Source organism: Pseudomonas sp. S2_E01 (assembly GCF_054668365.1).
The window spans coordinates 879,575-892,713 of the sequence record NZ_CP162762.1; the positions used below are offsets into that span (position 1 = coordinate 879,575).

Sequence of the window (13,139 nt, forward strand, 5' to 3'; positions counted from 1 at the left end):
CCATGAAAGATCTCTACACCGAGGGTGCCCGGGCGATGCTGATCCGATGACCTTATCCATACGTTCACTCAGCCTGCTGACGTTCTGTAGTTTCAGTTCTCTGTCATTTGCCGCGGATGTTCCGGGCAGTCAGGATTTGCCGATCGTGCCGCGCATGACCGATTCGCAGATCGTCGACTATCGTCCCGCGACCGAACTCGAGCGGATCTATCCGATGGGTTCGATTCGCAAGATCAGCGGCCAGTTGCGCTTCGACGGCCAGGTCAGCGCGCGGGGGCATACCACTTCGGTAACCTACGAATTGCCACCGGAGCATACCTCCAACGCTGCGTTCACCACTGCTCGCGAAGCGTTGCAAAAACAGGATGCGCAGTTGCTGTTCTGGTGCCAGGCCCGCGATTGTGGCGAGAGCAGCTTGTGGGCCAATGAAGTCTTCGGCAACGCCAAGCTCTATGGTTCCGATGAGCAGCAGGCATACCTGCTGTTACGACTGGCGGCGCCCAACGACAACACGCTGGTGGCGCTGTACGGCATCACCCGGGGCAATCGCAAGGCCTACCTGCACGTTGAGCAGTTTGACGCGACTGCGCCGCTGGGGGAATTGCTGCCAACCTCCGCGACCTTGTTGCGTGAGCTCAAAAGCACGGGGGAGCTCGATTTTCCACAGCTGACCGGCGCCCCCGAGGAGACCTGGCTGCGTCTGTTGTCGCGTGGCCTGAATCTGGACACTACCCTGCGGGTGAGCGTGTCCGGGCCGAATGCCGAAGCCTGGCGTCAGGCGCTGATTGGCCAGGGCGTGCGCACGGCGCGCCTTGAAACCGGTAGCGTCGAAGGCTCGGGTCTGCACATGGAGCTGTTGCGATAAGCTGTACCAGGCGGGTGCGCGGGGCGCATTCGCCTATTCTTTTGCAGACTGACTTTTTTCGAGATCCGGATGATCAATAACGATCGGCTGTTGGTGCAGATCCTGCTCCTGGTGCTGTTTGGCGCGAGCCTTTGGGTCATGGCGCCGTTCTGGTCGGCGTTGTTCTGGGGCGCGGTGCTCGCGTTCGCCAGTTGGCCCTTGATGTTGTTGCTGACCCGTTGGCTCAACGGCCGCGAATCCCTGGCGGCGGCAGTGCTGACCCTGGGCTGGATGCTGCTGGTGGCGGTGCCGTTGGTGTGGCTGGGTTTCAACCTGGCGGATCATGTGCGCGACGCCACGGCATTCATCAAGGATGTGCAGATGGAAGGCCTGCCCGAGGCGCCGGACTGGCTGGGCGGCGTTCCGCTGGTGGGCGAGCGGCTGATGGTGGTCTGGAACAGCATCGACCAGCAAGGTGCGGCATTGCTGGCGTCGCTCAAACCCTATCTGGGGCAGGTCGGCAACTGGTTGCTGGCGCGCAGCGCGCAGATTGGCGGCGGCATTCTGGAGCTGACGCTGAGCATCGTCTTCGTGTTCTTTTTCTATCGCGACGGGCCACGCCTGGCCGCCTTCGTCCATGGCTTGCTGCAGCGCTTGATCGGTGATCGTGCCGGTTACTACATCGAACTCGTGGCGGGTACTGTGCAGCGAGTGGTGAACGGCGTGATCGGCACGGCTGCAGCCCAGGCAATCCTTGCGTTGATCGGCTTCCTCATCGCCGGCGTGCCGGGCGCGCTGGTGCTCGGTATCGTCACTTTCCTGCTCAGCCTGATTCCCATGGGGCCACCCTTGGTCTGGATTCCGGCGACGGCCTGGCTGGCCTGGAAAGGCGAGTACGGGATGGCGGTGTTCCTGGGCATCTGGGGCACGTTCATCATCAGTGGGGTCGATAACGTGCTCAAGCCTTACCTGATCAGCCGTGGCGGCAACCTGCCGCTGGTGATCGTGTTGCTGGGGGTGTTCGGCGGGTTGATTGCGTTCGGGTTCATCGGCCTTTTCATCGGCCCGACGTTACTGGCGGTGGCGTACAGCCTGTTGAACGATTGGAGCAAGAGCCAGGCAAAACCCTGAAAACGCCTCCCATTGTAGGAGCGAGCTTGCTCGCGATGGAAGATCAGGCAACGCTGGCATTCAGGCGGCCCGCGTCATCGTTGACCTCCATCGCGAACAAGTTCGCTCCTACAGATCCGGTGGTGTCCCTGTAGGAGCGAGCTTGCTCGCGATGGAGGATCAGGCAACGCTGGCATTCAGGCGGCCCGCGTCATCGTTGACGACCATCGCGACGGTTCGACGCCTCGGCATGCCCGCTCCCACAGGAGAACGCGGACCTCTGTAGAAGCGAGCCTGCTCGCGGTGGTCGTCAGGTCGCCGGGGATTACGTGGCCACGTTGAGGTATTTGCCCACGGTGGCGACGTTGTCGAGCGAATACTGCTTGCTCAGGTTGGCGATCATTTTTTCCAGCGCCTGGGTCACACTCGCTTGATCAGTGGAGCTGTCCGTATCGAGCTGGCTGAACGCGTCTTCACTGGATGCTTGCTGGGGTGGCGGGGTGAGGCTGGCGGCCAGTTCGTCCTTGCTGACGACGCCGTCTTCATTCTTGTCCAGGGCCGAAAAAATCTCGCTGCTGTCGGCGCTGCTGCCGGCACTGGTCAAACCGGTGGTCAACTCGTCATTGCTGATGGCGCCATCGCCATCAGTGTCCAGCGCGGTGATCAGCGCGTCAGCGAGCTCGGTGTCCGGTGCCTGATCACGGGGTGGTGGCGGTGGGGGTGCCATCGCTGCCATTTCTTCACTGCTCAGGCTGCCGCTTTCGTCGCTGTCCAGGTCGGCGAAATTCTTGCTCAGGCTGACCAACAGGCCATCGTCGGACTTCTGCGACAGGGCGTTGTTGAGCTCATCCTGATCCACCGAGCCGTCGCTGTTGGTGTCGAGTTTGCCCAGCAGCTCTTTCTGGAACTGCTGGCTGCGGGCATTGCTGGTACTGGTGACGCTGCTGGTATAGCTCATATAGTTGCTGACGCTACCGATCATCGGGCTCACTCCCTGGAATGGAAAACCGGCGGGTGCACCGGCTTGTGCAGAGTCGGGGAGCTGTTTGTCGTGGGTGTGTGAGGTTTGTACCGATCGCTAAACACAAGGTGGGAGAGGGCTTGCTCCCATGCGGGGAAGGCGGATGACGGCGGTCAAACCGCCGCCCGGCGTTTCTTCCAGCGTCAATTGCCCGCCCAGGCGTTCCGCTGCTTCGCGGGCAATGGTCATGCCCAGGCCGACACCACCGGAATTACGGTTGCGCGAACCTTCCAGGCGAAAGAACGGTTCGAACACGGCCTCGCGTTTATCCGCAGCGATTCCCGGCCCATGGTCGATGACCCGGATGATCAGCTGCTCGCGGCTGTCTTCAAGTTCGATCCGCGCCTGCCCGGCGTAACGAAGGGCGTTATCCATCAAATTGTTGATGCACGAGCGCAAGGCCATGGGCTGGACCTGCAGGGGCGCGCAGTGGCCGTTTGCCTGGACATCGGCGCCCTGGTCCTGGGCGTTTTCACTCAGGGACTCGACCAATGCCTGCACGTCCATCCACTGAGGGGCTTCGCTGGTGCGCTGTTCGTGCAGATAAGTGAGGGTCGCGTCGAGCATGCTGATCATGTCGTCCAGATCCTGGCGCATCTGGCTTTGCAGCCTGTTGTCGTCGATCTGTTCCAGGCGCAGCTTGAGCCGCGACAACGGAGTACGCAGGTCGTGGGAAACCGCGCCAAGCATGCGCGAACGCTGCTGCACTTGCCCGATGATGCGTTTCTGCATCAGGTTGAAAGTCGACGCGGCCTGCCTGGCCTCCCGGGGGCCGGACTCGTCCAGCGGTGGGCTGTCGAGGTTTTCACTCAGGCGTTCGGCGGCGTCGCTCAGGCGCTGGATCGGTCGGCTCAGCAGTTTGGCGCCGTACCAGGCTGCAATGATCAGCGAAACGAACTGGAACGTCAGCGGCACCAACGGCCCGCCGAACCAGGGGCGCGGTGGTCGGTTCTCGAAACGTGGATCCGGTGGCGGACGGCCGTCGAAGCCTTCGGCGAATCCGGGCGGCGGCGGTGGCGGCGGAGGACCGTAGTGATGAAACCAGGCAAAGGCCAGCAGGTGCGCCAGGATGATCGCCAGCAACAGCACGCCAAACAGGCGACCGAACAGCGTATCGAAGCGCGCTCGCATCAGCCGATATCCCGGGCGTCGAACAAATAGCCTTCGCCGCGAACGGTCTTGATCAATTGTGGCGCTTTCGGGTCATCCCCGAGTTTCTGGCGCAGGCGGGACACCAGCAGGTCGATGCTTCGATCAAAGGCCTCGATCGAGCGACCGCGTGCCGCGTCCAGGAGTTGCTCTCGGCTGAGCACCCGGCGAGGGCGCTCGATGAACACCCACAGCAGGCGAAACTCGGCATTGGACAACGGCACCACCAGCCCATCGGCGGCGATCAGCTGGCGCAGCACACTGTTCAGACGCCAGTTGTCAAAGCGCACGTTGGCGCGCTGTTCGGTGCGGTCGTCACGCACGCGGCGCAAAATGGTCTGGATGCGCGCCACCAGTTCTCGCGGTTCGAAGGGCTTGGCCATGTAATCGTCGGCACCCAGTTCCAGGCCGATGATGCGGTCGGTCGGCTCGCATCGTGCAGTCAGCATGAGAATCGGGATATCCGATTCGGCACGCAGCCAGCGGCACAGCGAAAGACCGTCCTCACCGGGCAGCATCAGGTCGAGCACCACCACGTCAAAATGTTCCGCCTGCAAGGCCTGTCGCATGGCGGCGCCATCGGTGACCCCGCTGGCGTGAATGTTGAAACGAGCCAGGTAATCGATCATCAGTTCACGGATCGGAACGTCATCGTCGACGATCAGTGCCCGGATGCTCCAGCGTTTGTCGTCGCCGGGCGCTTTTTGATCGTCGTTCGAGGGGGCTTGAGTGCTGTGCATGCGTGCGTTCATCTGCCATTCAGGCTGCCAACCACAAAGATGGGCTGCGAGGTTGTGGTTCCAGCATAGGCGTCCGGCCCTGAGGCGGGAAGTGCTGTAAGGACGTGTTGCGGCTGCCGAGGGTAGCGGGCGTGGGTGTTGTGGGCGTGTCGTGAGTGTATCGGTCTCGACACAATCGATTGAAGGGCTAATCTTGCCGGGGCGCGGGCGATGATTTACCGATCATCGGGTCCCGCTGCCGCGCTGGTTCCGCTACAATGCGCGCCGATTTCGTCCTGCCTGAGAGCCCACACATGTCCGCCTGCCAGACTCCTATCATCGTCGCCCTGGATTTCCCCACCCGTGACGCCGCGCTGAAACTGGCCGACCAGTTGGACCCAAAACTGTGCCGGGTCAAGGTTGGCAAGGAGCTGTTCACCAGTTGCGCCGCGGAAATCGTCGGCACCCTGCGCGACAAGGGCTTCGAAGTGTTCCTGGACCTCAAGTTCCACGACATCCCGAACACCACTGCCATGGCGGTCAAGGCCGCAGCGGAGATGGGCGTGTGGATGGTCAACGTGCATTGCTCCGGTGGCCTGCGCATGATGGCCGCCTGCCGTGAAGAGCTGGACAAGCGCTCCGGGCCGAAGCCGCTGTTGATCGGCGTGACGGTGCTGACCAGCATGGAGCGCGAGGACCTGGCGGGTATCGGTCTGGACATTGAACCGCAGGAACAGGTACTGCGCCTGGCAGCGCTGGCGGAAAAAGCCGGGATGGACGGGTTGGTGTGCTCGGCGCTGGAAGCCCAGGCGCTGAAATCGGCGCACCCATCGCTGCAACTGGTGACACCGGGGATTCGTCCGGCCGGCAGTGCCCAGGACGATCAGCGCCGCATCCTGACCCCACGCCAGGCGTTGGATGCGGGTTCCGATTATCTGGTGATCGGTCGTCCAATCAGCCAGGCGGCGGATCCGTCGAAGGCATTGGCGGCGGTCGTTGCAGAACTGGCCTGACCCCATCCCCCCCCTGTAGGAGCGAGCTTGCTCGCGATAGCGGTGTATCAGATGGCAACACAGTAGCCTGACACAGCGCTTCGCGAGCAAGCTCGCTCCTACAGGGGCGTGATCAATCCGAGTGTCGGATCACACCTTTAACACCAACTTTCCGAAATTCTCCCCGCTGAACAACTTCATCAGCGTCTCTGGAAACGTTTCCAGTCCTTCGACGATGTCTTCCTTGCTCTTGAGCTGCCCCTGGGCCATCCAGCCCGCCATTTCCTGGCCGGCAGCGGCGAACTGGGCGGCGTAGTCCATCACCACGAAGCCTTCCATCCGCGCGCGGTTCACCAGTAGCGACAGGTAGTTGGCTGGGCCCTTGACCGCTTCCTTGTTGTTGTATTGGCTGATGGCGCCGCAGATCACCACGCGTGCCTTCATGTTCAGGCGGCTCAGTACCGCATCGAGGATGTCGCCTCCGACGTTGTCGAAGTACACGTCGACGCCTTTCGGGCACTCGCGCTTCAGGCCGGCGAGCACGTCCTCGCTTTTGTAGTCGATGGCGCCGTCAAAACCCAGTTCCTCGACAAGGAATTTGCACTTGTCCGCACCGCCGGCAATGCCAACGACCCGGCAACCCTTTATCTTGGCAATCTGTCCGGCAATGCTGCCAACCGCACCCGCCGCGCCGGACAGCACCACGGTATCGCCGGCCTTGGGTGCACCTACGTCGAGCAGGGCGAAGTAGGCGGTCATGCCGGTCATGCCCAGTGCGGACAGGTAACGCGGCAGTGGCGCCAGTTTCGGATCCACCTTGTAGAACCCGCGCGGCTCACCCAGGAAGTAATCCTGCACGCCCAGTGCGCCATTGACGTAGTCCCCGACCGCAAAGCCCGGGTTGTTCGAGGCCACGACCTTGCCGACGCCCAGAGCGCGCATGACTTCGCCGATGCCCACCGGCGGGATGTAGGACTTGCCCTCATTCATCCAGCCGCGCATGGCCGGGTCCAGGGACAGGTACTCGTTCTTGACCAGGATCTGACCCGCACCCGGTTCGCCGACCGGTACTTGCTGATAGGTGAATGTCTCGCGGGTAGCCGCGCCCACCGGACGTTTGGCGAGCAGGAACTGACGATTGGTCTGGGAAGTCATGACAGGCACTCAAAGGCGAATGAAGCCTTGTTGATAGACCTTCAGGGCCAAGGTCGCAAGTTTGGCTGATACGGCGAATGCAGGCTGATCCAGTGCAGTGATAATTGGAGCATTGGTTTCATCACTGGCACTCATGGGAACCCAACTGGCCTTCTGATAGTGCTGCCGTGCAAGTAAAACCTGTGACTAGACTGGGGCCACGCGTTCATCACTTCGAGGACAAAACAATGAGCATGACGTTTTCCGGCCAGGTTGCTGTCGTAACGGGGGCCGCCAATGGTATCGGCCGAGCGACCGCCCAGGCGTTCGCTGCCGAAGGCTTGAACGTGGTGGTGGCGGATATGGACACCGCAGGTGGTGAAGGCACCGTGGCGCTGATTCGCACCGCCGGCGGTGAAGCGACCTTTGTGCGCTGTAATGTCATGCTGGAAAGCGATGTAAAAAATCTGATGGATGAGGTGGTCAAGACCTATGGTCGACTTGACTATGCCTTCAACAATGCCGGCATCGAGATCGAAAAAGGCAAACTGGCGGAAGGCACCGTCGATGAGTTCGACGCGATCATGGGCGTCAACGTCAAAGGCGTCTGGCTGTGCATGAAATATCAGTTGCCGCTGTTGCTGGCCCAGGGCGGCGGTGCGATCGTCAACACCGCCTCGGTCGCAGGCCTCGGCGCCGCGCCGAAGATGAGCATTTATGCGGCATCGAAACATGCGGTGATCGGCCTGACCAAATCGGCGGCCATCGAATACGCCAAGAAGAAAATCCGTGTGAATGCGGTGTGCCCGGCAGTCATCGATACGGATATGTTCCGCCGCGCCTATGAAGCGGATCCTAAAAAAGGCGAGTTCGCCAATGCCATGCATCCCGTGGGGCGCATCGGCAAGGTCGAGGAAATTGCCAGCGCCGTGCTGTACTTGTGCAGCGATGGTGCAGCCTTTACCACCGGGCATTCACTGGCAGTGGACGGGGGCGTCACCGCTTTCTGACGCGACGCTGCTCACCGCCTTTTTCTCCCCTTCTGTGAGGCGAGCCAGCTCGCTTCCACAGGGATGTCCTCTTCGCCGCATTTTTGTTTCAAATGGTTAGAACCGCCAATTTTGGCGGCGTTGTCGCACAACCCATTGAGCGCGCTTGTGATTTACTGATTCGGTCAAACGAACAGGAGTTTGCTTGCTCATGGAATTGAGAATTGATCGACAGGCTTTGGTGCCCGTCGTGCAACAAATCGTCGATGCGCTGGCGTGCTGGCTACGCCAGGGTGCCATTGAGCCGGGAACGCGTCTGCCCTCCGCCCGGCAGATCGCCCGGATCAATCTGCTCAGCCAGTCCAGTGTGGTCGAAGCGTGCGATCGCCTTGTCGCGCAGGGCATGTTGTCCTCGCGTCATGGCTGTCGGTTCATTGTTGCGACGCCCCCGTTACCCATCGCAGGTCCACCCTGGTTCGAGGGTATGGAGTTGCAGCCGTTGGCGGGTGAATTATCCCTGGGAGGCGGTGGACTCCCCGAGAGCTGGCGGGAGACGGATGATCTGACGTACGCGATTCGCGAGGTCAGCCGCACTGACATGGCGAGCCTGTTCAACTACAGCACACCACTGGGGCTGCCGGCATTGCGTCGCCAAATTGGCAAACGCTTGAATCGATTGGGCATTGCCGCAGATGATCAACGCATCATGACCACCGCCGGCGCCAGCCAGGGCCTTGACCTGATCGCACGAGTCCTGCTCAAGCCAGGGGACTGCGTGGTGGTCGAAAGTCCCGGCTACTCTCAGCTGTTCGAGTTGCTCAGGTTGCAGGGGGTGTCGATGATCGAAGTCCCGCGTACACCACGCGGGCCTGACATCGAGGTGCTCGAGGCGCTGCTTCAAAAGAACAAGCCGCGAGCGATGTTCATCAACAGTTTTTATCACAACCCGACGGGCAGCAATCTGGCTCCGATGGTGGCACAACAGGTCCTGCAACTGAGCAGGCGTCACGGCGTGCAGGTGATCGAAGACGACGTCTACGCCGACCTGCACGCAAGCCCCGGCACCCGGCTGGCCGCGCTTGATGAGGATGTCATCTACGTCGGCAGCTTCTCCAAGACGCTCAGCAGTTCATTGCGGGTCGGCTTTGTGATGGCCAGTGCCGAGGTGATATCGCGTCTGGCCGAGTTCAAGCGGGTGAGCAGCCTGGGGGCTTCCGGGTTTTGTGAAGCGGTGCTGGCGTGTTTGCTGGCCAGTGGTGCCTACCGCAAGCTTCTGCTGCGCTTGCGCCAGCGTCTGCGGCATGACCGCGAGGTTGCGCTGCATCTGCTGGACGATGCCGACTGGGAGGTTTTCGGCAAGCCCGTTGGCGGCTTGTTTATCTGGGCGAGACCTCGTTTCTCCAACTACGCTCAGATGCGGCAGCACGCCCAGCGCCTTGGGGTTTTGTTGTCGTCCGCCACGGCGTTCAGCCCTGCGGACGAGGCCAGCGACTGGCAGCGTATCAATGTAGCGTGTGCCTGCGACCCCCGAGCCCGGGCGTTCTTTCAGGCCACCGCTTCGGATCGACCTCAAGCGTTCTGAAAACGACGTTGGCGTAGCTTTTTGCCATTATTCCGACGTCAGAGACTTGTGCTGACACAGGCCCGTTGCGAATCTGCGTCTACAGACTATGTCAGGGGACTCAGTGCAATGATTTCGGCCGTGCAAGGACGTTTTGCCAACCTCGGTATGGCGAAAAAACTGGGTATCGGGTTTGTGCTGGTGCTGTTGTTGACGGCATTGGTCGCCGCCATTGGCATCTGGTCCCTGCAGACCATCAGTCAGCGTTTCGATGGTCTCAAGCAGATGTCGTCGCTTAACAGCGGCCTGCTCAAGGTGCGTCTGCTCGAGCAGGAGTACGCCTTGCATGGCAACCCAAAAGTTGCCACAGCCCTGCGCGAGGGCGTCGATGGGCTGATTGCCTTGGCTAATCAGCTCAAGGAACAGTCACCGACCAACGTCCCGGTGATGAACGATGTCGAGCAGTCCCTGGCGGCTTATCGCAAGGCCTTTGACGAGTTTGTCTCGCTCAGCCAAGCCAAGGATCTGGCGCTGGAAATGGCCAGTTGGTCGGTGTCCAGCGTCGCCAATAATCTCGATGTGCTGCAATCGGGCCTCGCTGATGATGGCGCCTACACCCTGAAGGATTCCGAAGGCAAGGACGGCGCCCAGTTCATCGAGCAGGCCAGTCAGGTCAGCCAGGTATCGCGACTGATGCTGCAGGCCATGAACGAAGCGCGTATGCGCCTGGATCAAAGCCGCAAGGGCGATGATAGCGCCCAAGGCAAGATCGAACAGGCCGATCAGGCGCTGGCCCAGGCCGAGCAACTGAAAACCACGGTCAAGGATGAGGGTTACCTGACGGTCCTCAATGAAGTGGTGGGGCATATCGGCGGTTTCAGTGAAAAACTCGCGGAATATACAGATCTTCTGGCCCAGGAAAAAACCGTCTACGGGCAGTTGAATCAGCGCGCGGCCCAAGTGATGGAGCGCGTTGACCAGGCTTACGTCGCCGAAGACCAATCGATGCAGACCGAGCTGAAAAAGAACGCGCTGCTGATTATCGCTTCGTCGGCATTGGCTTTGCTGGTCGGGTTGATTGCGGCATTGGTCATCACTCGTTTGATCGTAGGGCCGTTGCGTCGAGTGATCGGCGTTGCCCAGCAGATCGCGGCAGGCGATTTGAGCGCCACGATCGAGGTGACTCGCCGGGACGAGATCGGCCAGTTAATGCAGGCAATGCAGCAGATGGGGGCGGGGCTTAGCACAATCGTCAGCGGTCTGCAGGCGGGTATCGAGCAGTTGGCCAGCTCCGCTCAGTCGCTGTCGGCGGTGACCGAGCAGACCAATCTGGAGGTCAGCAGCCAGAAAGAGGAAACCGAACAGGTCGCCACGGCCATGAACCAGATGACCGCGACGGTACATGATGTGGCGCGCAATGCCGAGGAGGCTGCACTGGCGGCGCAGACAGCGGACGGCAAAGTCGAGAGTGGCCAGGCCGTGGTACGTCAGAGCATGGCGCGGATCGAGCAACTGGCGGATTCGGCGTCCTCGGCCAGTTCCAGTATCGAGAGCCTGAGTGCGGAAATCCAGAACATCGGTGCCGTGCTCGGCGTGATCAAGAGTGTTGCCGAGCAGACCAATCTGCTGGCGCTCAATGCGGCTATCGAGGCTGCGCGGGCTGGTGAGCAGGGCAGGGGCTTTGCAGTGGTCGCCGACGAAGTCCGGGCACTGGCCAAGCGAACCCAGCAATCGACCGAGGAAATCGAGCGCCTGGTCAGCGCCTTGCGCGCGGCGGCGCAGTCGTCGGTGCAGCAGATCCAGAGCAGTGGCGAGTTGGTGAAGCTGGCGGTCAGTGATGCGCTCCAGACCGAGAGCGCTCTGGGCAGTATCGCTTCGGCAGTGTCGTTGATTCAGCAGATGAACCAGCAGATTGCCGCAGCCGCCGAGGAACAGAGCTCCGTGGCCGAGGAGATCAACCGCAGCGTGACCAGCATCCGCGCCAGTGCCGATCAGTCATCGTTGGCGATGCAGGGCAACGCAGCGTCGAGTATCGAGCTGGCGCAATTGGGCAGTGAGCTTAAGGGGATGGTGGGGCATTTCAGGTTGTAGCTGAACCCGCTCCTGTAGGAGCGGGCTTGTCGGGGCGTCGAACCGTCGCGATGGTAGCCCAGGCACCGCGGGCATTCAGACAGCCCGCATAATCGTTGATGACCATCACGACGCTGCGACATGCTCGCTCATTCAGCTTCGGTGCGGCCGTTGTGCGAGCATCCGAGCCATGAATCAGTCGTAGATCACGCGCTTCTTCCAATCCGCCTCGACTTCCTTGAGGCCTTCGTTCAACTGGTTTGCCTCGTCTTCGGACTGCGCGTGTTGGTCCATGACCTGGGCGTTGGCGCGGGCCAGGAGTTTTTCCAGGTATTCGAGTTGTTCGGCATAGACCTGCGGTTCCTGTTGCTTGCGCAGGTATTGCACGCCGCGTTCGAAAGCGAGACGTGCCTGGCCAGGCTGGTCTTGTTGCAGGCACTGTTGGCCCAGGTTGTTGAAGAACTCAATGTGCAACAACACCAGGATGTGGCGAACTTCGCGGATCCAGCGCTTGGCCTCGTTTGGCGGCAGGAAACCATCCTGTGCCGCACGGGTGATCTGACCGTGCAGGGCCTCGAGCAGGAAGCGAACATCCTTGGCCTTGGCTTCGGTCTGGATCGGTGCGGGCGGATTGTTGACCGGGATCGATTCACCTTGGCCGATCAGCGTACTCAGCTCGTTGATCCGGGACTTCAGGTTGGCGCTGGTTTTTTCCAGGTTCAACAGGCGCTGGCAGACGTTCAGCTCCAGGCGGGTCAACAGCAGCTTGAGGGCCGGGGTCATCAACTGGCCCGGAAAGGTCTCGGTGATCTCGCCGCAGCGGCGCAAACGGTCATTGAGTTCGACCTTGGTACGAGCCCGTTCCAGTTTGTTGGCTTCCACCACATGGTTCATGTACCCAATGGCGATCAAAAGTGCTATCCCGGCTACGACGAGCAGGGTGATCATGAGTGGAGTCAACGGTAAGACCTCTTTATGGGATTCGCGAGCGAGTTTAGTGGCTTGGCATGGGGCCGCATAGGGCCGCTCGACGGGTTGGATCGAATGCGCTTGTCACTGTATCGACCGCAACGCTTCTTATATAAGCAGGCACAATCAAATTGCACATTGCCATCATGTTTTTCATGGGTGGACTATAACGTCTTGGCGAGTGTCAGAATATAGGCGCCAAACCACGGGCGAGCAAAAAGCCTGAATCGTGGCGCAAAGCGGGGCGAAGTCATTGATTTAAATAAATTTATATTCGGGGGTTGACGACCCTTCAATCCATCCATAGAATGCGCGCCACTTGCAGCGTAAAGCACACAGCGAAACGCGGCAGGCAGTGAATGTTGTACGTGTGTCCCCTTCGTCTAGTGGCCTAGGACACCGCCCTTTCACGGCGGTAACAGGGGTTCGAGTCCCCTAGGGGACGCCAATGCGGGAATAGCTCAGTTGGTAGAGCACGACCTTGCCAAGGTCGGGGTCGCGAGTTCGAGTCTCGTTTCCCGCTCCAATTTTAAACAGTGTTGCTTTCGGGTGATACTGAGTGAAACCAGAACCCAATCTTA

12 protein-coding genes, 2 tRNA genes and 1 pseudogene are annotated in these 13,139 nt (G+C 60.7%); 9 read left to right on the forward strand and 6 right to left on the reverse strand.

What is annotated here, in order from left to right; translation table 11 throughout:
* The first annotated feature begins 58 nt into the window (after nucleotides 1-58).
* Together AB4O36_RS04125 and AB4O36_RS04130 are read left to right on the forward strand one after the other, a co-directional pair.
* A complete protein-coding gene (locus AB4O36_RS04125) occupies nucleotides 59-865 on the forward strand; it encodes a DUF4892 domain-containing protein (RefSeq protein ID WP_460142108.1) in 807 nt (268 codons plus the stop codon).
* Between the two features lie 69 nt (nucleotides 866-934).
* Nucleotides 935-1,975: an AI-2E family transporter gene (locus AB4O36_RS04130; RefSeq protein ID WP_460141115.1), complete on the forward strand. Its 1,041-nt coding sequence runs from the start codon at nucleotides 935-937 to the stop codon at nucleotides 1,973-1,975.
* 304 nt (nucleotides 1,976-2,279) lie between these two features.
* On the opposite strand, the gene xopAW is transcribed toward AB4O36_RS04130, so the two are convergent.
* From xopAW to AB4O36_RS04145, 3 genes are all read right to left on the reverse strand, one after another.
* Entirely contained in the window at nucleotides 2,280-2,936 is a 657-nt protein-coding gene (gene xopAW / locus AB4O36_RS04135) for a XopAW family type III secretion system calcium-binding effector (protein WP_460141116.1), read from the reverse strand.
* Between the two features lie 96 nt (nucleotides 2,937-3,032).
* Nucleotides 3,033-4,106 (reverse strand): sensor histidine kinase, encoded by a 1,074-nt coding sequence (locus AB4O36_RS04140; protein WP_460141117.1) that lies wholly within the window; start codon nucleotides 4,104-4,106, stop codon nucleotides 3,033-3,035.
* Entirely contained in the window at nucleotides 4,106-4,864 is a 759-nt protein-coding gene (locus AB4O36_RS04145; RefSeq protein WP_460121867.1) for a response regulator, read from the reverse strand. Before AB4O36_RS04145 ends, AB4O36_RS04140 begins: the two co-directional genes overlap by 1 nt.
* Nucleotides 4,865-5,157: 293 nt before the next feature.
* Between AB4O36_RS04145 and pyrF the strand changes: the two genes are divergently transcribed.
* Nucleotides 5,158-5,856, forward strand: a complete 699-nt coding sequence (gene pyrF / locus AB4O36_RS04150) for an orotidine-5'-phosphate decarboxylase (protein WP_460126584.1) — start codon at nucleotides 5,158-5,160, stop codon at nucleotides 5,854-5,856.
* A gap of 129 nt (nucleotides 5,857-5,985) precedes the next feature.
* Here the strand turns inward: pyrF and AB4O36_RS04155 are convergent, their stop codons facing one another.
* Both AB4O36_RS04155 and AB4O36_RS04160 read right to left on the reverse strand, forming a co-directional pair.
* Entirely contained in the window at nucleotides 5,986-6,990 is a 1,005-nt protein-coding gene (locus tag AB4O36_RS04155) for an NADP-dependent oxidoreductase (protein ID WP_460141118.1), read from the reverse strand.
* Nucleotides 6,991-6,999: 9 nt separating this feature from the next.
* On the reverse strand, nucleotides 7,000-7,125 hold the full coding sequence (locus tag AB4O36_RS04160; RefSeq protein ID WP_460121871.1) for a hypothetical protein: 126 nt from the start codon (nucleotides 7,123-7,125) through the stop codon (nucleotides 7,000-7,002).
* 92 nt (nucleotides 7,126-7,217) lie between these two features.
* Here AB4O36_RS04160 and AB4O36_RS04165 point away from each other — a divergent pair, with 92 nt between their 5' ends.
* The 4 genes and pseudogenes from AB4O36_RS04165 (at nucleotide 7,218) to AB4O36_RS04180 (ending at nucleotide 11,610) form a co-directional block, all read left to right on the forward strand.
* Nucleotides 7,218-7,979: an SDR family oxidoreductase gene (locus AB4O36_RS04165; protein ID WP_460121873.1), complete on the forward strand. Its 762-nt coding sequence runs from the start codon at nucleotides 7,218-7,220 to the stop codon at nucleotides 7,977-7,979.
* Between the two features lie 190 nt (nucleotides 7,980-8,169).
* Nucleotides 8,170-9,540: an aminotransferase-like domain-containing protein gene (locus AB4O36_RS04170; protein ID WP_460141119.1), complete on the forward strand. Its 1,371-nt coding sequence runs from the start codon at nucleotides 8,170-8,172 to the stop codon at nucleotides 9,538-9,540.
* A 984-nt stretch (nucleotides 9,541-10,524) separates the two neighbouring features.
* A pseudogene (locus AB4O36_RS04175) lies at nucleotides 10,525-10,701 on the forward strand (HAMP domain-containing protein); the annotation flags it as partial.
* 204 nt (nucleotides 10,702-10,905) lie between these two features.
* Nucleotides 10,906-11,610: a methyl-accepting chemotaxis protein gene (locus AB4O36_RS04180; RefSeq protein ID WP_460126585.1), complete on the forward strand. Its 705-nt coding sequence runs from the start codon at nucleotides 10,906-10,908 to the stop codon at nucleotides 11,608-11,610.
* A gap of 174 nt (nucleotides 11,611-11,784) precedes the next feature.
* Here the strand turns inward: AB4O36_RS04180 and AB4O36_RS04185 are convergent, their stop codons facing one another.
* Nucleotides 11,785-12,537 (reverse strand): hypothetical protein, encoded by a 753-nt coding sequence (locus AB4O36_RS04185; protein WP_460121877.1) that lies wholly within the window; start codon nucleotides 12,535-12,537, stop codon nucleotides 11,785-11,787.
* 393 nt (nucleotides 12,538-12,930) lie between these two features.
* Here AB4O36_RS04185 and AB4O36_RS04190 point away from each other — a divergent pair.
* Nucleotides 12,931-13,006: transfer RNA gene (locus tag AB4O36_RS04190), tRNA-Glu, on the forward strand.
* Between the two features lie 2 nt (nucleotides 13,007-13,008).
* Nucleotides 13,009-13,084: transfer RNA gene (locus AB4O36_RS04195), tRNA-Gly, on the forward strand.
* Nucleotides 13,085-13,139 lie beyond the last annotated feature (55 nt).